21 protein-coding genes are annotated in these 23,225 nt (G+C 50.8%); 1 reads left to right on the top strand and 20 read right to left on the bottom strand.

Features of this window, described 5'->3' with window-relative positions; all coding sequences use genetic code 11:
* Window positions 1–55: 55 nt before the first annotated feature.
* The 12 genes from fliA to AXA67_01945 form a co-directional block, all read right to left on the bottom strand.
* On the bottom strand, window positions 56–784 hold the full coding sequence (fliA, locus tag AXA67_02000) for an RNA polymerase sigma factor FliA (protein ID KXJ39451.1): 729 nt from the start codon (window positions 782–784) through the stop codon (window positions 56–58).
* Window positions 781–1,653 carry a cobyrinic acid a,c-diamide synthase gene (locus AXA67_01995; protein KXJ39467.1) on the bottom strand — a complete coding sequence of 291 codons (873 nt, stop codon included), beginning with the start codon at window positions 1,651–1,653 and terminating at the stop codon, window positions 781–783. Before AXA67_01995 ends, fliA begins: the two co-directional genes overlap by 4 nt.
* The gene (locus AXA67_01990) at window positions 1,640–3,040 is read right to left on the bottom strand and encodes a hypothetical protein (GenBank protein ID KXJ39450.1); all 1,401 of its coding nucleotides are present in this window, start codon (window positions 3,038–3,040) and stop codon (window positions 1,640–1,642) included. The genes AXA67_01995 and AXA67_01990 overlap by 14 nt, the downstream gene beginning before the upstream one ends.
* Window positions 3,041–3,058: 18 nt before the next feature.
* Window positions 3,059–5,146 carry a flagellar biosynthesis protein FlhA gene (locus AXA67_01985; GenBank protein ID KXJ39449.1) on the bottom strand — a complete coding sequence of 696 codons (2,088 nt, stop codon included), beginning with the start codon at window positions 5,144–5,146 and terminating at the stop codon, window positions 3,059–3,061.
* Window positions 5,143–6,288 (bottom strand): flagellar biosynthetic protein FlhB, encoded by a 1,146-nt coding sequence (locus AXA67_01980; GenBank protein KXJ39448.1) that lies wholly within the window; start codon window positions 6,286–6,288, stop codon window positions 5,143–5,145. Before AXA67_01980 ends, AXA67_01985 begins: the two co-directional genes overlap by 4 nt.
* A gap of 3 nt (window positions 6,289–6,291) precedes the next feature.
* Window positions 6,292–7,065: a flagellar biosynthetic protein FliR gene (locus AXA67_01975; protein ID KXJ39466.1), complete on the bottom strand. Its 774-nt coding sequence runs from the start codon at window positions 7,063–7,065 to the stop codon at window positions 6,292–6,294.
* A gap of 167 nt (window positions 7,066–7,232) precedes the next feature.
* Window positions 7,233–7,505 (bottom strand): EscS/YscS/HrcS family type III secretion system export apparatus protein, encoded by a 273-nt coding sequence (locus AXA67_01970; GenBank protein ID KXJ39447.1) that lies wholly within the window; start codon window positions 7,503–7,505, stop codon window positions 7,233–7,235.
* A gap of 12 nt (window positions 7,506–7,517) precedes the next feature.
* Window positions 7,518–8,258: a flagellar biosynthesis protein flip gene (locus AXA67_01965; protein ID KXJ39446.1), complete on the bottom strand. Its 741-nt coding sequence runs from the start codon at window positions 8,256–8,258 to the stop codon at window positions 7,518–7,520.
* Complete coding sequence (locus AXA67_01960) at window positions 8,255–8,662, bottom strand: hypothetical protein (GenBank protein ID KXJ39445.1); 408 nt, start codon at window positions 8,660–8,662, stop codon at window positions 8,255–8,257. The genes AXA67_01965 and AXA67_01960 overlap by 4 nt, the downstream gene beginning before the upstream one ends.
* Window positions 8,659–9,132: a flagellar motor switch protein FliN gene (locus AXA67_01955; protein KXJ39465.1), complete on the bottom strand. Its 474-nt coding sequence runs from the start codon at window positions 9,130–9,132 to the stop codon at window positions 8,659–8,661. Before AXA67_01955 ends, AXA67_01960 begins: the two co-directional genes overlap by 4 nt.
* A 49-nt stretch (window positions 9,133–9,181) precedes the next feature.
* Window positions 9,182–10,219, bottom strand: coding sequence for a flagellar motor switch protein FliM (locus AXA67_01950; protein KXJ39444.1), 1,038 nt, complete (start codon window positions 10,217–10,219; stop codon window positions 9,182–9,184).
* 4 nt (window positions 10,220–10,223) lie between these two features.
* Window positions 10,224–10,766: a hypothetical protein gene (locus AXA67_01945; protein KXJ39443.1), complete on the bottom strand. Its 543-nt coding sequence runs from the start codon at window positions 10,764–10,766 to the stop codon at window positions 10,224–10,226.
* Between the two features lie 201 nt (window positions 10,767–10,967).
* Here AXA67_01945 and AXA67_01940 point away from each other — a divergent pair, with 201 nt between their 5' ends.
* Window positions 10,968–13,634, top strand: coding sequence for a hypothetical protein (locus AXA67_01940; GenBank protein ID KXJ39442.1), 2,667 nt, complete (start codon window positions 10,968–10,970; stop codon window positions 13,632–13,634).
* A gap of 146 nt (window positions 13,635–13,780) precedes the next feature.
* On the opposite strand, the gene AXA67_01935 is transcribed toward AXA67_01940, so the two are convergent.
* The 8 genes from AXA67_01935 to AXA67_01900 form a co-directional block, all read right to left on the bottom strand.
* On the bottom strand, window positions 13,781–16,231 hold the full coding sequence (locus tag AXA67_01935) for a hypothetical protein (GenBank protein ID KXJ39441.1): 2,451 nt from the start codon (window positions 16,229–16,231) through the stop codon (window positions 13,781–13,783).
* 45 nt (window positions 16,232–16,276) lie between these two features.
* Window positions 16,277–17,299 carry an aspartate-semialdehyde dehydrogenase gene (locus tag AXA67_01930; protein KXJ39440.1) on the bottom strand — a complete coding sequence of 341 codons (1,023 nt, stop codon included), beginning with the start codon at window positions 17,297–17,299 and terminating at the stop codon, window positions 16,277–16,279.
* 14 nt (window positions 17,300–17,313) lie between these two features.
* On the bottom strand, window positions 17,314–18,402 hold the full coding sequence (locus tag AXA67_01925; protein ID KXJ39439.1) for a 3-isopropylmalate dehydrogenase: 1,089 nt from the start codon (window positions 18,400–18,402) through the stop codon (window positions 17,314–17,316).
* A 21-nt stretch (window positions 18,403–18,423) separates the two neighbouring features.
* Window positions 18,424–19,071 (bottom strand): 3-isopropylmalate dehydratase, encoded by a 648-nt coding sequence (locus tag AXA67_01920; protein KXJ39438.1) that lies wholly within the window; start codon window positions 19,069–19,071, stop codon window positions 18,424–18,426.
* 2 nt (window positions 19,072–19,073) lie between these two features.
* The gene (locus AXA67_01915) at window positions 19,074–20,474 is read right to left on the bottom strand and encodes an isopropylmalate isomerase (protein KXJ39437.1); all 1,401 of its coding nucleotides are present in this window, start codon (window positions 20,472–20,474) and stop codon (window positions 19,074–19,076) included.
* A 122-nt stretch (window positions 20,475–20,596) separates the two neighbouring features.
* Complete coding sequence (locus tag AXA67_01910; protein ID KXJ39436.1) at window positions 20,597–21,244, bottom strand: adenylate kinase; 648 nt, start codon at window positions 21,242–21,244, stop codon at window positions 20,597–20,599.
* A 29-nt stretch (window positions 21,245–21,273) separates the two neighbouring features.
* Window positions 21,274–22,548 (bottom strand): serine--tRNA ligase, encoded by a 1,275-nt coding sequence (locus AXA67_01905; GenBank protein ID KXJ39435.1) that lies wholly within the window; start codon window positions 22,546–22,548, stop codon window positions 21,274–21,276.
* A 313-nt stretch (window positions 22,549–22,861) separates the two neighbouring features.
* The gene (locus tag AXA67_01900; protein ID KXJ39434.1) at window positions 22,862–23,185 is read right to left on the bottom strand and encodes an integration host factor subunit beta; all 324 of its coding nucleotides are present in this window, start codon (window positions 23,183–23,185) and stop codon (window positions 22,862–22,864) included.
* Window positions 23,186–23,225 lie beyond the last annotated feature (40 nt).

Raw genomic sequence — 23,225 nt, 5'->3', positions numbered from 1 at the left:
CGCGGATGGAGGATTGGAACACCAGCGCCGCCTCGAGTTTTGAGACACAACCCACCTAATCATGCAGCCATTCCCGCATCCGCGCCCGCAACCTGAGCATGGCCTGGCTATTGATCTGGGATACCCGGGACTCGCTCACTCCCAACACTTCGCCAATTTCCCGCAGATTCATTTCTTCTTCATAATAGAAGGAAATCACCAACCGTTCCCGCTCGGGCAGTCCGGCAATAGCATCCGCCAACGCTGCCTTAAAATTATCCTTGGAAAGGGAATCAATGGGCGCTACTTCAGAGCCACTAATCTGATCCAGAATCGCCTCGCCATTTTCGAACAACTCATCGACACTAAACAGACGGCAACCAATAGCATCCTGAAGCACCTGATGATATTCATCCAGGGTCATATTCAACTCTTCCGCCACCTCCGTGTCCCGGGCGTCACGGCCGGTGCGGCGTTCGATGGCATACATGGCCTCGGAAATCATTCTGGCCTTGCGGTGGACGGAACGGGGCGTCCAATCGTAACGGCGCACTTCGTCCAGCATCGCCCCGCGTATACGGATCCCCGCATAGGTTTCAAAACTAGCGCCCTGCCCCGCATCGTATTGACGGGAGGCTTCCAACAAACCCACCATGCCGGCTTGAATCAAATCATCCAATTGCACGCTTGCCGGGAGCCTGGCTTTCAAATGATGGGCAATCCGATTCACCAACGGGGTATAGCGACCCACGATTGATTCGAAATCCTGGGACTGTACCTGCGCATAGGCCTGGGCGCCTTTCATGCGAATGCCTCCGAACTGAAATGAATCATGCGCTCGACAAAAAATTCCAGCTGCCCGGATGGCATGTCACTCATGGGCCAAGTCTCAATCTTACGCGCCAAGGATTTTAATGCCTGGGCAGCAGGCGATCCGGGAAATGCCGTTACCACTGGCTGTTGCATTCTCACGGCCTTGCGTACGCCGTCATCGTAGGGAACGGCGCCAAAATAATTCAACGTCACATCCAGATAATGGTCGGTCACCCGGCAAAGCTTTTCGAATAGAATCCTTCCCTGGCCCGCATCCCGCACCATATTGCATAGAATTTGAAAGCGGTGCAGGCCATAATCGCGATTGAGTAGCTTGATGAAAGCATAGGCATCGGTCAAGGATGTGGGCTCATCACACACCACAACCACTACTTCCTGGCACGCCCGGGCAAAATTCACCACGCTGCCGGAAATCCCCGCCGCAGTATCGACAATCAACACTTCCAAAGGGATTTGCAGCTCGCTGAATGCCCGGATCAAACCTGCCTGCTCCGCTGGCGATAACTCCGCCATCTGTTGCACACCGGAAGCGGCTGGCACAATTTTCAAACCGGCGGGGCCTTCCAATAAAATTTCATCCAGGGCCTTTTCTCCCCGAATGACATGGGAAAGGTTATAGCCAGGATGCAGTCCCAATAAAATGTCCACATTGGCCAGCCCCATATCCGCATCCAACAAGGCGGTAGCCCGCCCCATCTGCGCTAAAGCCACGCCGAGATTCACCGACACATTGGTTTTACCCACCCCCCCTTTGCCACTGGCCACCGCCAATACCCGCACTGGCTTGAGGTTTGTCATGTGCCGGATTCCGGCGGCTTGATCCGAGTTATACGCTGGCATAAGCAACCCAATCTTCAAAGGCGAAATCATTCTTATCTGGCGCGGATGCGGCTTCCTCGCCGGCAAAACAACACTCGACCAGATCCCTGGCATTGGCGCGATGCAGATTTTCCGGCACCTGTTGGCCATCGGTGACAAAAGCGGCTGGTAACCTGTGCTCCAGCAAGGCGGATAATGCCGGTCCCAAGGTACCGGCTTCATCCAGTTTGGTAAGAATGCAGGATTTGGCTCCGAACCCGGAAAATGCGGCAATGGTTTCCTTAAGGGATTTGAGTTGGGAACTGGCGGAAAGCACCAGATGAGTTTCAATCTCGATTTCACTCTCCCGGAAAAGGGCGAATTGGTCCGCCAGCCGCAAGTCTTTTTGGCTCATGCCGGCGGTATCAATCAGTACCAATTTTTTATCCATGAAACCCCTGAGTATACCGTGCAACTCTTCCGTATTACCGGCCACCCGCACCGGCACCCCCAAAATCCGGGCATAGGTACTGAGCTGTTCATGGGCGGCGATCCGGTAATTGTCCGTGGTGACCAAGGCAATTTGGCGGGGGCCGTGCTTTAACCGGAAACGGGCCGCCAGTTTGGCAACAGTAGTGGTTTTACCAACACCGGTCGGCCCGACCAAAGCGACAATCCCGCCATAATCCAGCAGTGGATTTTCCGCGATAGGAATCGCCTGGCTTATTGCCTGCCGGACTTGCTCCCAGGCAAAAGCGATGTCCCCTGCCTGACCACAGCGTTGAGCAAATTCGCGGCTCAGGGTTGGAGAGAAACTCAATTGGGTAAGCTGGCGCAAAATATCCAGACGGGTAGGATACTTCTCCACTTCCTCCCGCCAGGCTTGCCGGGATAAATGTCTATCCAGCAAAAAGCGCATTTGCTGCAATTCCCGCCGCATCCCCTGCATTTCCTCTGAATGAACCGGTATGTTGGAAAGGGTGGCGGAAACCGGGCTGTCCCCAGTAGAAGCGGCAGATTGCGCCACCGGCTTCTGCCGGGTAAGGAGGGGGTCCTTGGATGGGCCCCGATTTCCGCCATTGTTTAATGTCACCTTATTGATATCGGCAACTTGCCTGGTATCTTTAGCCGGCTTCTTTGTCCGCCCCGAAACCGGCTTGGGTTTGTCCGAGGCGTCAGCCAGTTCCGCCACCGCGCTATAGCCGCGGGCGGAAAAGGATGGTTTGGGTGTCACTTTTGGCTTTTCCGGTTCCGCCCGAGGTGGACTGGAAGGCGGCATGGTTTCCATCTCGAAATCGCGGGCGGCGACGATTTCCACCCCCTCATCGGTTTTGCGATTGGAAAGGATGACCGCATCTGGACCCAGAGTTTCCTTGACTTGTTGCAGAGCCTGGCGAATATCCGGTGCCAGGAAACGTTTCATCTTCATCCAGTGTTACCTCTAAATTTAAGCTCTTTGGCCGACCACGCCCACCACTTTGATCTGTTGATCTTCCGGGACTTCGTTATAGGCCAGCACGTGCAGTCCAGGAATAGTATGGCGGACGAACCGCGACAACCAGGAGCGGAGCAGGGAAGAAACCAACAGGACCGCGGGTTTGCCGGTCATTTCCAATTTTTGGGTTTGTTCTTCCAACAGTTGATGCATACGTTGCGCTAATCCCGGTTCAATGCCGGCACTTTCGTTGCCAGCGCCTTGCAGGGTTTGCTGCAATAACTGTTCCAATTCAGGATCCAGGGTAATTACCGGCAACTCATGCTCCAAGCCATTGATTTTCTGGACAATGGAACGTCCCAGCGCGGAACGCACCGCGGCGGTCAAGGTGTCGGGTTCCTGACTCTTACCCCCCTGCTCCGCCAAAGTTTCGGCGATGGTAATCATGTCGCGGATGGAAATTTTCTCTTTGAGCAGGTTTTGCAGGATCTTGACCAGCAACGTCAGAGGAATAATTTGAGGCACCAGACTTTCCGCCAGTTTCGGCGCCACCTTGGCCAAATTGTCCAGCCATTGTTGCGCTTCTTCGTGGCCAAACAGTTGAAATGCATGTTCCTGAAGCACTTGGCTGAGATGGGTGGCAATCACCGTTTCAGGATCTACGACGGTGTAACCCAGCGCCTGGGCGTGATCTTTTTGCGCCGGCTCGATCCACACCGCCTCCAGGCCAAAGGCGGGATCTTTCCCTTCGATACCCTGCAATGCGCCGAATACCTGGCCGGGATTGATGGCCATTTCTCGATCCGGCTGAATTTCCGCCTCGCCAACAGTCACGCCAAGCACTTGTAACCGGTAAGCGGTGGGTAATAAATCCAGGTTATCCCGGATATGTACCGGCGGAATCAAAAAACCCAATTCCTGGGACAGTTTTTTCCGAACCCCTTTAATCCGGGCCATTAGCTGCCCGCCCTGCTGTTTATCCACCAAAGGAATCAACCGGTAGCCCACTTGCAAGCCAATCCGGTCTACGGGCATCACATCATCCCAGCTCAATTCTTTGACTTCCGGTTCCGGCGGCGGGACCAGGGCCTCTTCAGCCTGGGTTTCCAGCACTCGATTGCGTCGGTACAGATAATAAGCCCCCGCCCCCAAAACGCTTCCCAGCAGTAAAAACGGCAAATTCGGCATTCCCGGAATCAAACCCAACAGGCCAATCACCGCGGCGCTGATGGCCAAGGCCTTGGGGTGATCGAAAAACTGACCGCTGAACTGCTGGCCCATATCCTCGGTGCTGCTGGAAACCCGGGTCACTAGAATGGCCGAAGCCACTGACAATAACAGGGAAGGAATTTGCGCCACCAGGCCGTCGCCGATGGTCAACAAGGTGTAACGCTCGACGGCTTCGGCAAAGGTCATGTCATGCTGGGCCATGCCAATGGCCAGACCGCCAATGACATTGATGAAAAGAATCAAGATCCCGGCGATGGCATCGCCGCGGACAAACTTGCTGGCCCCATCCATGGCGCCGTAGAAATCCGCTTCTTGCGCCACTTCCAGCCGGCGCTGACGGGCTTCGTCCTGGGACAGCAGGCCGGCATTGAGATCCGCGTCAATGGCCATTTGCTTGCCCGGCATCGCGTCAAGGGTGAAACGGGCGCTGACTTCCGACACTCGCCCCGCCCCTTTGGTCACTACCACAAAGTTGATAATGACCAAAATGGCAAACACCACCAGCCCCACGGCGAAATTACCGCCGATGACAAAGGCGCCAAATGCCTCGATCACCTTGCCCGCCGCCTCCGGGCTTTCGTGACCTTCCAACAAGACAATGCGGGTAGAGGCTACGTTCAGCCCCAACCGCAATAGGGTTGCCACCAGCAATACGGTGGGAAATATGGCAAAGTCCAGCGGTTTGGCCGTATAGATGACTACCAAAAGAATAATGAGAGAAAAAGCGATATTGAAAGTGAAAAACAAATCCAGCACAAATGCGGGCAGCGGCAACACCAACAGCATCAGCATCAACGTCACCAGCAATGGCGCGCCCAGGCCCGCGCCGCCCAATTGCTTCATTCTGGTCAGGATTACATTAATGTTCATTCCCTAATGTCTCCCGAATGTCGTAAATATTCTTCCGGAACCGGTAAATCCACTGGTGGAGGCGGCCGTTCGCCAGGATGGGTCGCCACTTTAAGCTGATAGACGTAAGCCAGCACCTGGGCCACTGCCAGGTATAACCCTTCCGGGATTTCCTGCTCCAATTCGGTGTTGTAGTACAAGGCCCTGGCCAGTGGCGGAGCCGCTACCAGTGGCACCTCGGCCGCCACCGCCTTGTTGCGGATTTGCGCGGCAATCATGTCCACCCCTTTGGCCACCACCTTGGGCGCTCCGCCCCCTTGTTGATCATATTTCAGTGCCACCGCGTAATGGGTAGGGTTGGTCACGACCACGTCCGCCTTGGGCACTTCCTCCATCATCCGTTGGGATGCCCGTTCATGTTGGAGCTGGCGGATCTTGCTCTTGACCTCGGGGCGGCCTTCCGATTCTTTCATTTCATCCTTGACTTCTTGCAGCGTCATTTTGAGCTTTTTGCGATGATCCCAAAGCTGGTATGGCACATCGATGGCCACCAGCACCACCAAAGCGGCGCTGAGGAGCAATGTTGCCCGCCACAGAATCTCCAGCCCGTGGCTGAGCGCAGGTTGCAAATTCTGCTGGATCAACCCAAAAATTTCCCGCTGAAAAGCTTGCAGCAAAAGCGTGGCTACCCCGCCCAACAACAAAACCTTGAGCAGCGACTTGATCAGTTCCACCAATCCCTTGGTGGCGAACATCCGCTTGAAGCCTTCCCAGGGATTCAGTTTGCTGAATTTGAGTTGCAGACTTCCCCAGCTGAACATCCAGCCCCCCAATCCCAGGGGCGCCGCCAAGGCGGCCAATACCATTAAAGCCAGGAAGGGGGTTAACATGCTCAATATATTGGTGAATGCTTCGCCACTGTGAACCAGCAGGGCATCTGAATCAAACAACTCTTTCCTTTCCAGCTTAAAATTTGCGGTCATGGTCTGGCGTAATCTTTCCGCCATGTAACCACCAAAAATACTGCACCCCATTACCCCGGCCAGCAGCACCACGAAGGTATTCAACTCCCGGGAACGGGGGATCTGGCCTTTCTTGCGGGCATCGTCCAGCCGTTTGGCGGTGGGTTCTTCGCTCCGTTCGTGGCCTGAATCTTCCGCCATGCCTTACAACCTCAATAGCTTGGCAATCAATTCATATGCCGCTGGCAAGCTCAGGGAAAAACGATGCAGCACGGCGGGAAAGGTTACCCACACCATCGCCAATCCTAACATTAAAGTTACGGGGAAACCCACAGAAAAAATGTTTAATTGCGGCGCGGCTCGGGTCGCAATGCCAAATGCTATATTGACGAACAATAAAGTCACCACAATGGGCAGGGATAATAAAACGCCGCCGATAAATACCGTGGCGCTCCAGCGAACGATGGTCCACAAATCCTCCCGCGCTAGACTTTCCATCACCACGGGCAGCGTATGGAAGCTGGCCGAGATCATTTCGATCAGCACCAAATGCCCATTAGCGGCCAAAAAAACCAGGGTGGCAAAAAGCAAATATGCCTGGGAAATAATCGGCACCTGAACCCCCAATTGCGGATCAATCATGGAAGCAAAGCCTAACCCCATGCTGTAGGCAATGCTTTGCCCCGCAAAAATCAAGGCGGCAAAGGCCATTTGCATGATAAAGCCCATGGCCATGCCAATCAGCACTTCCCGCATGGCCACCAAAATGGCTGAAAATCCCAGCATATCCAGAACTGGTACAGACTCCAGGGTTGGAGCGACTATCCAGCAGAGCGTTACCGCCATGATGACCCGCACCCTTACCGGCACTGAATGGCTATTGAATACCGGCATGGCCATGATGAAAGCCCCTGTGCGAAGCAGGGGCCAAAGAAAACGGGATAAATACTCCAATAGCTGGGCTTCCGTCCAATGAATCATGGTTCAACTAACAGGAGTTCCAGTCTTCCATCCGCGGGACGCCGTGAACCCATCCCTGGGGGCTTGATGGCTGCCATCCGGGCCGCCAACACCCGCGGATGGAAGACTGGAACTCCTGACCCCAGGTCCGGATAGACAAAATGGTGAAATCTTTATTGCTCCTTTCATCCACCTAACAGCCTCGGAATATTCTCATAAAGCTCGCGGGTGTATTCGGTCAGCAACCGTAACATCCAATGGCCCGCCAACACCAAAACCAGCGCGATGACAATGAGTTTGGGGACAAACGTGAGGGTCATCTCATTAATTTGCGTAGCCGCTTGAAACATGGCCACCACCAGCCCGACGGCCAATACGGAAAGCAAAATGGGCGCTGCCAGTTTCAATGTCACCCACAACATTTCATGGGCCACGGTCATGACGGTATCGGCATCCATGATAAAAACGCTTTACACAGTGTAAAAACTGGCAGCCAGGGTTTCTATGACCAGCGCCCAGCCATCTACCAACACAAACAACATTAGCTTGAATGGCAGAGAGATAATTACCGGAGACAACATCATCATCCCCATGGACATCAACACGCTGGCAACCACCAAATCAATCACCAAAAAGGGCAAAAACAACAAAAATCCGATTTGAAAAGCGGTTTTCAACTCCGAAGTGATAAAGGCCGGAATCAACATGCTCATGGGAACATCGTCCAGGCTCTCCAGGTCTTCCCGGCCAGACAGGCGGACAAACAAGCCCAGATCGCTTTCCCGGGTCTGGCGGAGCATGAACTTTCGCAGGGGCACGGTAACCCGCTTGAGGGCTTCGCCTGCTTCTATTTTCTCCTCCAGATAGGGGGCAATACCGGTTTTGTATGCCTGATCGAACACCGGCATCATAATGAAAAAGGTCAGCAGCAAGGAAATCCCGAGCAGAATCTGGTTATTGGGCGTTTGGCCGGTCCCCAATGCCTGACGGAGAATCGCCAACACCACGATAATGCGGGTGAAGGAAGTCATGGACAACAGCAATCCAGGCAACAGCGTCAGGGCCGTCATCAGCGCCAATACCTGGATGCTGATGGTGTAACTTTTGCCACCGTCCGGGGCAGTGGTCACTTGCACCGCTTCCAAACCCGGCGCCGCGACCGCCAACCCTGGCACACTCAAAAGAAAAACCATGCCGAACCCGTTCTTCATTTGCTCTGCTCCCTTGTTTTCAATGACCGCTGGAGCTGCTCTCCAAAACTGGGTTCAGAACTGGGCGATAACCGTTTATCTTCCTCCAGGACACACAGGGTTTGTACCCTGCCGGGAGAGATGCCCAACACTAACTGGGTTTCTCCCACTTCCACCACCACCAGCTTTTCCCTGCCTCCCAAGGACAATCCTCCCAACATCCGGATTTGCCCGCCGGCAGGCGCGCTCCAGCGGCCCAACCGCTGTAATGCCCACAAACACACCAGAATCAGGGCCACCACTGTCACCAATCCCCCAAGCCACTGTCCGATTAACGCCAGATTCCAATGGGACTGGCCATATTCATCCGCCGCCAATGCCATTTGGGGGAAAAACAATCCTGTTATCAAACAAATATTTTTCATCGAAGCTTGCGCAATCGTTCCGCCGGACTGATCACATCGGTGAGACGAATACCGAATTTATCATTCACCACCACCACTTCACCGTGAGCAATCAAGGTGCCATTGACCAAAACATCCATGGGCTCTCCCGCCAACCGGTCCAGCTCCACGACTGAACCTTGAGTCAGTTGCAATAAATTGCGGATACTCATGCGCGTCCGACCAATTTCCAGAGATACCGTGACGGGAACATCGAGAATAACGTCCAGGTTGATGTCTTCCGGCGTTCTGGATTCGGTGATTCCCTGATTCTCAAGATTTTCATAGGTGGCTGGCGCAATTTCATCTCCGCCTTCTTCCGCCTCGTCAACCACTTCGGCATCGGCCTGTTCCGCCAAGGCAGCACCCCAAGCATCCTCGAGATCGTCCTCGCCGGTGGATTCCTCTGCCTCGCCGGATTCTTCCGAAGACGAGGCCGCCGCGCCTTCCAGAAGTTCATCTACATCGTCTGGTTCTGGCGTGGGTTCTAGTTCTTCTTCGTCACTCATGGGTAACATCCTCTGCTTTCTCGTGTTCAATTTGTTCAGGACAGGGTTTGGAGTCCGGACCGCGTTCTATTTTTTCCATCAATTTCATTGCATAGTTGCCATTGGAAATACCCACCCGCCCCTTGAAAATAGGGATTTCTTCCGCCATTAAGGTCGCTTTTTCATTCATTTCCACGGGAATAACATCGCCAGGGCGCAAATCCAGCAATTGCTCCACCGTCAGTTGCTTGTCCAAGAGCAGGCCATGGAGCTCGACTTGCGATTGCATCACTTCATAATGAAGCGCATTGCGCCAGCGCTCATCCACATCTCCGCGGTCACTCTGGATGGTATCCAAAAGTTCGCGGATTGGCTCAATCATGGAATAGGGCAAAGTGATGTGAAGATCCCCACCACCCCCTTCCAGCTCGATATGAATAGTGGAATTGACCACGATTTCCGAAGGGCTGACGATATTGGCAAACTGGGGATTGACCTCGGAATTCATATATTCCAGTTCAATTTCCATCACCGGCTTCCAGGCTTCGTGCAGGTCCTTGAAAACCAAATTCAGCAGGATTTGGATTACCCGCATCTCCGTGGGCGTAAACTCCCGCCCTTCCACCTTGTTGTAAAACTGCCCGCTGCCGCCAAAATAATTATCCACGGCGGTAAACACCAATTTGGGATCAAATACAATCAATCCCCGTCCCCTGAGCGGCTGAAAGCGGATCAAATTAAGATTGGTGGGCACAAACAAACTATGGATGAATTCCGAAAATTTCATCACTTGGACGCCGCTGAAGGTAACTTCCGCTGTTCTTCTCAACAAGCTAAACAGACTGATGCGGAAATACCGGGCAAACCGTTCGTTGACCATCTCCAGGGTTGGCATCCGGCCCCGGACAATCCGGTCCTGACTGGTAAAGTCATAACTCCGAACTTCATCGGCACTATAGGTAGGGGCGGTTTCTGTTTCAACCTTACCCTCATCGACGCCGTGGAGAAGAGCGTCGATTTCGTCCTGGGATAATAAATCGTCCAATGACATGGTGTTATTGCATTATAAATTGAGTATAAAAGACCGCTTCTATCTCGCCCCCTTCCTTCTGCATATCCAATGCTTTTTGGATCTCTTGGGTGATAGCATTCAACAACGCTTCCTTGCCTTGTGTGGATTTAAGTTCCGAGGGACGAAATCTGCCCAGCAAAAGTAATAAATTGTTACGAATGAGGGGAGCATGCTTGGTCAATGTCTCGGCCACTGCTTCATCATGGGTCAAGGCGCTAAAACTAATCTGTAATAATCGCGCCTCCCGATTAGGCGGAAAGTTGACGATAAAAGGCTCGAAATCATAAAAAAATGCCTCGCTTGATTTTTTACTGACTTTCTTTTCTGAGGCTTCCTCTTCTGCCTCTCCTTCCTCTTCTTCAGCAACCTCTTCGGTATCTGAAGACGCCCCGAAAGGAAGCAGGCCCATAAAATAAGCCGCAGCGCCGCCACCAATGAAAAGCACAATCACCATGGCCAAAATAATAAACAGCATTTTTTTTGAGGATTTTTTTTCCTCGCCAAGATCTAAATCATCATCTGCCATAATTTCACCTCCTGACAAGGTATTAGCAAAACCCGGGCCAACTATGAATACACAATGCTTTCAATAAGTTATATTTTTTAACTAAAAATTTATTGTTAATGCATCTCCCGGACCCTTAAAAGCGTCAAAAATCAGTCACGGGGATTTACACCGGCCTCAGGCTGCTTGATAATCACACTCTAAATCTAATTGCACCCAGTAATGTCCATATTTAAATCCATTCGCAGTCAGCTCCTGTTTACTTCCCTTCTTCCCGCAATCACCGTCGCCATCGGAATGACCGTTTACTTTCATCAGATATTGATTTCGTCTGTTGAAAGGTCACTGGTCCAACACGGGGAAATCATTGCCAGGCAACTAGCTTTAACCAGCGCCCAATATCTGTTCAATCATCAGCATCAGCGGTTGGCCCAACTGCTGAACGTGACGTTGCAAAATCGCTATGTCAGGGAAATTACAATTGTCGATGGCCAGGGGAAACAATTAATCCGGGCAACCGATCCGTCCTCTGTCGAGAATGGAAACGATGAAGTCATCATAATTACTGCTCCTATCCCGCTGGCACTCGACGATCCCGACAAAGAGAATGTGGATCTCGTTGCTGACGACACTTATGGCATGGTACGGGTTGTGTTATCCGCCTCTCAGCAGATTGCCCAACAGCAACAACTGGTTTTACGCAGTTTGGGTATTTTGCTGGCGGGGGTTTTGCTGGCTCTGGGACTGGCCAAACTATTGACTCAAAGATTGTTCCAACCCATTCGTGCTTTGCAACGGGCCGTCACGGATATTACCAAAGGCAAATTGGAAACCCGCGCAGATTTTATAGCCACCGGCGAATTAAAAACCCTGAGAGACGGCTTCAATGTCATGGCGGAAAAGCTGGAACAAAGCCAGACTCAATTGGAAAACAAAGTCTATCAAGCCACTGTCCGCCTGCAACACGCCCTACAGGACTTGGAAACCCGCAACCGGGAACTGGAACAAGCGCGCGCCAAAGCAGTGGAGCAGAATCGCCAAAAAAGCCAGTTTCTTGCTCAGGTCAGCCACGAAATCCGAACGCCGATGAACGGCATCATTGGCCTGTCGGAAGACTTGTTAAAAACGCCGCTGTCGGATCGGCAGTATGAACATCTCCAACTGATCTACCGGTCGGCAACAGATTTACTCAATATCATTAACGAAATTCTTGATTCCACCCAGATTGAATCCGGGCATATTAAAGTACGTCCGGTGGCGATGTCTCTTCGTCCTTGTTTAGAAGAATGCGTTGCGTTGCTTGCTTCCAAGACCCAACAGGTTCGTTTGATTTTGTGGATTGATTCCAATCTACCTGATGAAATCGTCAGTGATCCACTAAGAATCCGGCAAATCATCACTAATTTGGTGGGCAACGCCATCAAATTTACTAAAAGTGGCTGGATAGTCATTCGGGTACGCTGGTCACAAAGCCACCGTCTGCTTTTCTTTTCCATTTCTGATACCGGCTGTGGCATCGCGCTGGGACAATGTCAACGTATTTTCCAGCCCTTTGTCAGCCTAACTAAGGATGAACAAGAAGGCACCGGACTCGGGCTAAATATCACTAGGAAGTTAGTCGAAAAGATGGGGGGTACGATTGAATGTACCAGTATTTCTGGCAAAGGATCGACGTTCTGGTTTACTTTACCCGTGTCCCGTTGGCAGAAGAATCCGAAACCAACTTTTTGCCGGGTGGCCCTCATCGACATTTTGCCGTTGTCCCAACATGCGCTTAAAGCCCAATTGGAAAATTTGGGTGCGGAAGTTGACATACTAACGCTGGATAAAATCGAGAATCCAGAACATCAACCATGGCATGCGCTGATTTTTGTTATTCCTGAGCAAAACCCTTCTTTTGAAAGCATCAAGCGTCACTCGACAAAATTGAGGGGGCAGTTTCAAATCCCCATAATCCTTGCCGGACCCTATCACTGCGCCCAATACGAATCCCACTATCGCACCTTGGGCGCCATTGCTTTTGTTTCCATTCCAAGCCGTAGTGAATTTTGGCGACAACAGCTCCAAACCATCGTCAACGCCGAACAGATGGCAAAACAACGGCGTCCGATTGAAAAAACTTCTAAGTTTATAGAAAAACAAAATCGAATTTTGGTCGTGGATGACAATGACATCAATCGCATGGTGGTCAAAGCACAACTGGCTGACAAGGGCATAGAAATCATTGAGGCGGCCAATGGCAGTCAAGCCATGGAACTTGCAGATTCTTTACCCTTTGATTTGATATTGATGGATTTACAAATGCCAGACTACTCCGGCGTGGAGGTTTTAAAGCATATCAAAAGCAATGCTCAAGGAGTGAATTTTGCAACCCCTGTGGTCGCAGTCACGGCGCATGCATCTCCGGATCAGCTTGAATCTTTAAAAAAAATTCAATTCAGCGATTTATTAATCAAGCCCATTTTCGAAGACAAATTAAACCAAATATTAAAAACCTGGCTAAAAAAAGAATCTGTAGAACTGGAAAAAACGAACCGAACCATCAAACAAATAGCGGAGGGTATTTCACAGCGCCTCCAAGGCAATCATCAACTAGGGGCGAAAATCATAGAAAAATTGCTGGATGAATTGCCGGGACAGATTAAAGACATCGCCCATGCTTTAGACGAAAAAGACTACTCGAACGCACAATCCATCGTCCACAAAGTACACGGCTCTGCAGCTTTTTGCGGCATTCCGAAGCTGAAAGACCTGGCAGAAGATTTGGAAATCGTGCTTGAAAATGAGGATGAGGCCGGGATACCCATGGCATGGCAGGCGTTTCACCAAGAAGCGAAACACCTGCTGCAGTTGGGCTCAAGCCTGTTTGAGATTTTATCCAAGCAATAGCCTGAATTGCGGTAACTACTCGCTCGTACAGAAAGAAAACCCCATGGGTTATCTGTAAGCGTCTTTGAAGGGATGCCAAAGCCGGATGTATTCACGGCGTCTTGCGGAACAAATCCCCCCATAGGTGCCCGACGAGCCGTTACGAATTATGATGCCATCCCCAATTTACCCATCAGGGCTTTGGCTTCTTCCTTTTGTTTTTCATTGCCATGGGCGAAAACATCTTCCAGAATATCCTTGGCTGAATCCACATCTTCCATATCCACATAAGCACGGGCCAAATCCAGCTTTGTCTCCATTTCATCCATGTCCGTCAAATCGAAGGCTTCTTCTTCAGTTTCATCTGATTCTTCGTTTTGACCCTGAATGCCCATGCTCTCCAGATTAAATGTGAAGTCGCTGTTTTCAGGTTCGTCGACTGATTCCTCGCCTGGGGCTTCTGCACCTTTCGATTCGGGGTCCAAATTTATTCCGCTCAGATCAAAGTCCAAAGCATTATCCGAGGATTCAGAAGCTTCAATTTCAAGGCTCTTGTTTTCGTCATCGGCAAATTCATCCTCGGGGGAGTCAGCTGAAAAATCAACGACAGCTTCGTCTCCCAGATCAAAAGCCAGGGATTCCTGATCATTTACTTGTTCGTCCAAATCTGCTTCCAGATCGATACTATCTGCCGACTCTTCCTCGGAATCCCAATCATCCTCGACAAGGGTTGCTTCTTCACTGTCTAAATCAAACAACGAGGATTGGGGACAGAGTTCTCTGCCCATTTCTGCCACTTTCGCCCAAAACAGGCCATCTTTATGCCTGCCTTTTGCCTGCAGTTTGCTCGCATAGTTTTCAAAAGCTTCCGCGTCTTCCTTGGCATAGAAGATTTCCAGCAATTTTAGTTGCAGCTCCGGGTTTTTAGGTTCATCTTCCAGTGCTTGCTGGATCAATTCTTCGGCCTGTTGATAACGACCGTAGGCCAAGTAAACATCCGCTTCCGCAACCGGATCGACGGCGTCACTTTCCGTTTCCAGAATATCGAAATCACTGGGAGTAAATTCACTCAGGAAAGAACTTTCTTCCACAGGGGCGCTAGCGCTTACAGCGGCTGCTTGGGGTTGCTTGTCACTAGCGGGGGAAGGTGCAGTAATATTTTCCTGTTGTTGCTCCTCTTCTTCCAAATCCATCAAGAAAGAATCAGCAAGCAAACTATCAGCCTGCTCTTCCGCTGCCACTCTGCGGCGCCAGATCAGAAAGCCAGCCACGCCCAACAGCATAAAACTGAAGCTGCCAATTCCCAAATACAAAGGATTGGAAAAGACACTTACCGAGAAATCGCTCTCCTCTCCTGCTTGCACTGGTTTCGGAACCGAAACCGGTTTGGGAGTTGGTTTGGCTTGCTCTGCAGGCTTGACAGGTTTGGGCGTCACCACAGGTAAGGACTGCTTCTCTGCCGTTGGTACAGACGCAATCTTCTCCCCCTGTTGCGTTCCTTTGGATTGTTCTTCGATTGTTTTGGATTGATCAAGAGTTTTTTCCTGGTTTTGCCGTGCCCCAGCATTTTGGAGTTGGGCCAATTGAGCATTCTTGATCTCCATCAACGCCGTCATGCGCTTTTCCAAGTCTTCCAGACGCTGACGCAATAGATCATTTTCCTGACGGAGAGACTCAATCATCTCCAAGGTCTTGGGATTATCCTGACCTGGCATTTCAATCACTGGAAGCTCTGACTGCGCTTCCTGGATATCCGCTTCCCTGGGCGCTTCCAGTTTCAACCGGTTGGCTTCTTCCGCTACGGTCAATGGCTTGGAACCAGAATGGGTCGACTGCTGACGCCGGGCAATCCAAGTTTGATACTGTTGCTGGAATTCCCTGCGTGCTTGCGAAGGCGATAGTTGAACCACTTGAGAAGCTTCAGGCACTTTTAAAGTAACTCCGGCTTTTAACTCATTGACATTGTTGTTATAAAAAGCCCCGGGGTTGGCATTAAACAGTGCCATTGCCATTTGTTCCGTCGTTACCGACGCTTGCGGTTTGAGCTTCTTGGCGATGGCCCACAGTGATTCATTACGTTTTACTGGGCCGTATTCACTGCCAGGAACTGCTATAGTCTCCTGGGCTTTCTGCTTGACCGTGGAAGCTGGTGGCCGGGACTGAGCTTGGTTGCCGCTTTTTTCTGCGGCAGGCTTGGATTGAGCTACCGTCACCACATCTTCAAAAGTGATGGGCGGATCCAACAGGACAGTGAATTCCCGCAGCATCCGGCCCTGGGGCCAATCTACTTCCAGCAGAAAATCAAGAAATGGTTCCCGGATGACATCGCTGGAGGTGACTTGCACTACGACAGTACCATCCGACTTCTTTACCGGTTTGAAACGCAAATTCGACAAATAGTAAGGGCGTGTCAACCCAGCTTTTGAAAAGGCGTTGGGCGGCGCCAGACTGACGCGAATTTGTGAAATATCCTCACCTGGCGAAACAAGTAACGGAATTTCCGCATAAAGCTTCTGGTTGAGCGCGGAGTGTAATTTTATCTCGCCCACGCCCAATGCGTTTACACCGGCCGGCGTCATCACACTTACCACAGCCAGGGTTTTTGCGAATTTGCGCACTTTGGGTCTCCTTTGAGCTAATCTTGGCTTCCTTGTAAGGATAGCTCAAATATAATTTTTGACCAGCAACTCAGCAATTTGAACGCTATTTAGAGCCGCCCCCTTACGAACATTGTCCGCAACCACCCAAAGGTCCAAGCCTTTGGGATGAGAAATATCTTCCCTGATTCTTCCGACATAAACCGCATCCTTGCCAGCCGCTTCCGTCACTGCTGTAGGGTACCCTCCTGCCTCTCTTGTATCCAGGACGATCACCCCGGGAAATTTCTCCAATAATTCCCGGGCATTGTCAGCACTGATTTTCTCCCGGGTTTCAATATGCACCGCTTCACTATGCCCGTAAAACACAGGCACCCGGACGGTGGTGGGATTCACCTGAATGGATTCATCACCAAGAATCTTCCTGGTTTCCCACACCATTTTCATTTCTTCTTTGGTATAACCGTTATCCAGGAAGACATCAATGTGCGGCAATACATTAAAAGCAATTTGCTTTGGATAAACTTTAGGCTCAATGGATTTGCCATTGAGCAGCTGGGCCGTTTGCATGGCAAGCTCTTCAATCGCTTCTTTCCCGGAGCCGGAAACGGCTTGATAAGTGCAGACATTGATGCGCTCTATCCCCGCCGCATCATAGATTGGCTTTAACGCCACCACCATTTGAATGGTGGAACAATTGGGATTGGCAATGATGCCCCGATTCGTGTATTGAGCCAAATCCCGGGGGTTGACTTCCGGTACAACCAACGGGATATCGTCGTCATAGCGGAATTGGGAGGTATTGTCGATGACCACGCACCCTGCCTCGGCGGCAATGGGGGCAAATTTTTCCGAAATGCTGGCGCCGGCGGAAAACAGTCCAATCTGCGCCTGGGAAAAATCAAACTCGGCAAGGTCTTGCACCACCAGTTGCCGGTTTTTGAACAAAAGCTTTTCTCCCACAGAACGCTGGCTTGCCAATGCATAAACTTCCCCTACCGGAAAGTCACGCTCGGCCAAAATTTCCAGCATGACCTCCCCTACCGCGCCCGTCGCGCCTACGACAGCGATATTGTAGGTTTTACTCATCTTTGACCTTCCTCTTAATTTTCCTGAGTCCGGAGTGCATTCACTACCGCGTCGCCCATTTCTCCAGTGGTAACCTGTCGGCAGCCTTCCGAATAAATATCCGCGGTACGCATGCCGCTATCCAATGCTGCTTCCACGGCATTCTCAATCCGCTCTGCAATATCACCTTGGTTAAAGGAATAACGGAACAGCATCCCTAAAGATAATATGGTTGCCAATGGATTAGCCAGATTCTTACCGGCAATATCCGGGGCAGAACCGTGAATGGGTTCATACATACCTTTACCCTGTTCATCCAGGGAAGCAGATGGCAACATGCCAATGGAGCCTGTCAGCATGGCGGCGCAATCGGACAATATATCGCCAAACATGTTAGTGGTCACCATCACATCAAACTGCTTGGGCGCCCGCACTAATTGCATCGCGGCATTATCCACGTACATATGGCTCAGGGTAACTTCGGGATAATCCTTGCCCACCTCGGTTACCACATCCCGCCATAATTCAGTACACTCCAAAACATTGGCTTTATCGACGGAACAAAGCCTGCGGTTTCTTTTCATCGCCGTATCAAAAGCCACCGTGGCGATGCGCCGGATCTCTGATTCATTATAAATAAGCGTATTGAGCCCCACTCGTTCCCCACTGTCCAGGGTGCGCACCCCTCTGGGTTTGCCAAAGTAAATGCCACCAGTCAATTCCCGGATAATCATAAGATCCAAACCGGAAACCACTTCAGGCTTCAATGTAGAGGCCTCTACTAACTGAGGGTGGAGCATGGCAGGGCGCAGATTGGCGAAAAGATTCAATTCACTGCGCAGCCCCAGCAAACCCCGCTCGGGACGAACCGAATAATCCAAGGCTTCCCAACGGGGACCACCTACTGCTCCCAGTAATACCGCATCGGCCGAATTCACTAGATCCAAGGTCTCTTGGGGCAAAGGATGGCCCTTGGCATCATAAGCCACACCGCCAACCAAACCTTGTTCGGTTTCCACCTCCACGCCAAATTCTTGGCGCAGACAATCTAAAACTTTTAATGCTTCGCGAATAATTTCCGGGCCGATTCCATCTCCCGGCAATACTGCAATTTTCTTCGTCATATACTAACCGTTGAATTTTAATTAAAGAGGCGCTTGCCCGGTAAACAACCAAGGCGCCCGTTGCCGATACTGGTCTTCGAATTGACGAATTTCGTCTGCATACTTCAAAGTCAAGGCAATATCGTCCAATCCCTCCAACAAACGTTGCTTGCGGGAAGCATCGATTTCAAACCGATATTGCGTACCATCCGGCTTGATGATGGTTTGATTTTGCAGGTCAACGGTTAATTGATACCCAGGACCTACCTCTTTAAACAACGCGTCGACTTCTTCCGCCGATAAAACAATGGGAAGCAAGCCGTTTTTGAAACAATTGTTGTAGAAAATATCCGCAAAGCTGGGAGCAATGATGACCCGGATGCCATAATCCAATAGCGCCCAAGGCGCATGCTCGCGGGAAGAGCCACAACCGAAATTTTCCCGCGCCAACAAAATTTGGCCGTCTTTGTATTCCGGCTGATTTAGGATGAAATCAGGATTGATCGGCCTGTTGCTGCAATCCATGTCGGGTTCGCCCCGATCCAAGTAACGCCATTCGTCAAATAAAAACGGTCCAAACCCGGTACGCCGAATCGACTTGAGAAACTGTTTGGGAATGATGGCGTCGGTATCCACATTGGCTCGATCCAAGGGTATGACCTGTGAAGTGATGCGTTCAAACGCTTGCATAATTAGAAATTCCTCACGTCAACGAAATGTCCAGAAAGTGCTGCCGCTGCCGCCATTGCCGGGCTCACTAAATGAGTCCGCCCTCCAAACCCTTGCCTTCCCTCGAAATTGCGGTTGGAAGTCGAGGCACAGCGTTCTCCGGGTTCCAACTTGTCCGCATTCATGGCCAGGCACATCGAGCAGCCGGGGTCGCGCCACTCAAAGCCCGCTTCGACAAAAATCCTGTCCAAACCCTCGGCTTCGGCTTGTTGCTTCACTTGGCCCGAACCAGGTACCACCATGGCTAATTTGATGTTGGAAGCCACTTTCCGGCCCCTTATAACTGCCGCTGCCGCACGCAGGTCTTCAATTCGGGAATTTGTGCAAGAGCCGATAAATACCTTATCAAGCTGAATTGATTGAATCGGCATGCCGGGCCTGAGCGCCATATATTCCAACGCCCTTTCCAAGCTTTTCCGTTTGACAGGATCTTTCTCCCGTGACGGATCAGGAACACTAGCATCCACCGGGACGACCATTTCCGGAGATGTTCCCCAAGTCACTTGGGGCTTGATCTGACTGGCATCCAGTTCAACAACCCGGTCAAATTGCGCATCCGGATCACTGTGCAGTTGACGCCAGTTTTGCACCGCCTTATCCCAAAGTTCCCCTTTCGGTGCCAATGGGCGGCCTTGAATATATTCCAACGTGGCATCATCCACCGCCACCAGTCCAGAACGCGCGCCTGCTTCAATAGCCATATTACATATTGTCATCCGCCCTTCCACGGACAAGGCGCGGATGGCGCTGCCGGCAAATTCAATGGTGTAACCGGTGCCGCCTGCTGTTCCTATTTCACCAATAATTGCCAGGACAATATCTTTGGCGGTCACCCCTTCTCCCACTTGTCCTTCCACCAAAACCAGCATATTTTGGGCTTTTCTCATCCACAGGCATTGGGTAGCCAACACGTGTTCGACTTCCGAAGTCCCCACGCCAAACGCCAATGCCCCCAAAGCCCCGTGGGTTGAAGTATGGGAATCACCGCAAACCATGGTCGTCCCCGGTTGAGTAAAACCAATCTCTGGTCCAACCACATGAACAATCCCCTGACGCGCGTCATCCATGGAAAAAACCGGTATGCCAAATTCGGCGCAGTTTTTTTCCAAGGTAGCCACTTGCAGGCGGGAAACAGGATCGGTAATCCCTAGATCACGATCTTTGGTGGGAACGTTATGATCAGCCACTGCTAAATTGGCCTCGGGCCGCCATGGCTTGCGACCGGCCAAGCGCAGACCTTCAAAAGCTTGGGGGGAGGTGACCTCGTGAATCAACTGGCGATCAATATAAATTAATGACGTACCATCAGGCTCTGTACGTATCAGATGATTTTCCCAAATTTTATCGTATAAAGTTTTTCCCATACTTAACCTAGTCAATATAGCTTTTTAAAAAGGTTTCACGCCTTCTCGCAACATTAGAGAATCAATAAAAACACAAAATTCTTTGCAATAATAGACCGTGTTACCGTAACAAAGATCTTCTGTTAGCTATCTAAAATTGAAAAAATCCGCTCGCGAATTTCCTCCACAGACCCCAATCCCGGAATTGAATAAAATTTTACCCTGCCTTTCTCCGCCTTTTGCCGGTAAAAATCAATCAAGGGTGCGGTTTGTTGATGATAGACTTCCAGGCGTTTTCGTACTGTTTCTTCTTTATCGTCATCGCGTTGGATCAGAGGTTCGCCGGTAAGATCATCCTTACAATCTTCCTTGGGAGGATTATATAGCAAATGATAGACTCGGCCCGAACCTGGATGAACCCGCCGGCCGCTCAGCCGTTTGATTATTTCCTCATCCGGCACATCAATTTCGATAACGTAATCCAAAGTCACGCCCATTTTTTCCAAGCCTTCAGCTTGCGCAATCGTTCTTGGAAAACCATCGAGCAAAAACCCCTTTTCACAATCAGGTTGAGAGATTCTTTCTTTAATCAGGTTCAAGATAATATCGTCTGGCACCAATTCACCCGCATCCATAATCGCTTTGGCCTGCCGCCCCAAAGGAGTACCGGCTTTGACCGCGGCCCTGAGCATATCACCGGTGGAAATTTGCGGTATTTGATATCTCTCACAGATAAATTGCGCCTGTGTACCCTTCCCGGACCCTGGCGCGCCTAAAAGCATTATTTTCATTTTTTATATCTCCTAAACCAACCTCTGACTCAAGCAATCACTTCCGAACCAAGCATGTAGGGACGCAGCGCCTCCGGCACCTGGATGTTACCGTTTTCATCTTGATAATTTTCCATAATGGCAATCAAGGTTCGCCCCACTGCCAGGCCAGAACCATTCAATGTATGCACTAACTCTGGTTTCCCGGTATCAGGATTACGCCACCGGGCTTTCATCCGCCGAGCCTGAAAATCACGGAAATTGCTGCACGAAGAGATTTCCCGGTATTTTTGCTGCCCTGGCAGCCAAACTTCCAGATCATAGGTTTTAGCCGCTGAAAAACCCGTATCGCCAGCACACAAAAGCATTTTCCGATAAGGAAGACCCAAGCGTTGGAGGATGGTCTCAGCATGCTGGGTAAGCTCCTCATGGGCTTGTGAAGACTGCTCTGGGCGGGTGATTTGCACTAACTCTACTTTTTCAAACTGATGTTGGCGAATCATGCCACGCACATCTTTGCCGTAAGATCCGGCCTCAGACCGAAAACACGGCGTATGGGCAACGAATCGCAGAGGCAAAGCAGCGGCGTCGATGATCTCGCCGCGGACCAAATTAGTGACCGGTACTTCCGCAGTGGGAATCAAATACCAAGGGGGATCTCGTTCGACCTTGAAAAGGTCGTCCTCGAATTTTGGCAACTGACCTGTGGCTAATAAAGAATCGGCGTTGACCAAATAAGGTACGTAAATCTCTTGATAGCCATGCTCGCTGGTATGTATATCCAACATAAACTGGATAAGCGCGCGATGCAGCCGCGCCAGGGGACCTTTGATTACGACAAACCGCGAGCCGGTTATTTTTGCCGCGGCATCAAAGTCTAGATAACCCTTACTGACGCCTAAATCCACATGATCCTTGGGCGGAAAATCAAATTTGGGCGGCTCTCCCCAACGGCTTATTTCAACGTTATCTTCTTCGCTTTTCCCTTCCGGGACCTCTTCATCCAGAATATTTGGCAAACCCAATAAGAACCGGTCAAGTTGAGCTTGAATTTCGGCCAACTCTGCTTCGCACCGTTTTAGATCGTCTCCAAGCCGCCCGACTTCTTCCAGTAACGGCTGGATATCCTCGCCTTTTGCTTTTGCCTGACCAATGGCTTTGGAACGGACGTTACGTTCATTTTGAAGCTTTTGAGTCTGAATCTGGAGAGCTTTGCGCTTTTCCTCCAACCTTAAATACAATGATGGATCAAAATTGGCGCCGCGCCGCGCCATCTGGCGTTCAATTTCGTCCAGAGATTGCCGTAAAAGCCGGGGATCTAACATTACATTCTCTCGAAAGTATCAGAAGATTCAGCGTACTTACCCGAAGCCGGGATTGTCCAAGCCTTAGGCTCAATTAGAGCCTATCTCGATAGGGAGATGGATCAGCCTTTGGGAAACGCGACCGTTAACTCATCCCTGAAGGCTTGAAAGCGGCCATCCAGGCCGCCATCATTCACAAAGACCAACCACCTCCCATTAACCATTGGGATGCGTTCTTAACACGATCCATGCAGGTTGCCTGCTATTTCAAATTCTGGTTTGTGTTACCTGCGCTGGAGTCACGCAAGGCGGTTTTTTTCGATTAACAGGTTTTCTAATCGATATCTCTTCTTTTCTTCTGGGCTGCTTCATTCACTCTTTCCCGGAGATCCTTTCCAGATTTAAAATGAGGAACATTTTTTGCCGGCAAGTTCACCGGTTCGCCCGTTCTTGGGTTTCGCCCAACCCGTGGTGGGCGATTACGCAAAGTGAAACTGCCGAATCCCCGAATTTCTATCCTTTGCCCCTGAGCCAAAGACTCTCCCAAAAAGTCGATAATACTTTTCACCGCCAATTCCACATCCTTGCTGTTGAGTTCGATCCCTTTCTCGGCAAGCAGGCGCTGGGTGAGATTGTCGATTAATTCAGACTTATTCATAGTTTTTTATCTTTCACACAAATAAGGGGCGATGAATCGC

Origin of the sequence: Methylothermaceae bacteria B42 (assembly GCA_001566965.1) — a bacterium.
Lineage (GTDB): Bacteria > Pseudomonadota > Gammaproteobacteria > Methylococcales > Methylothermaceae > Methylohalobius.
This window is presented reverse-complemented; position numbering and strand designations above follow the sequence as displayed.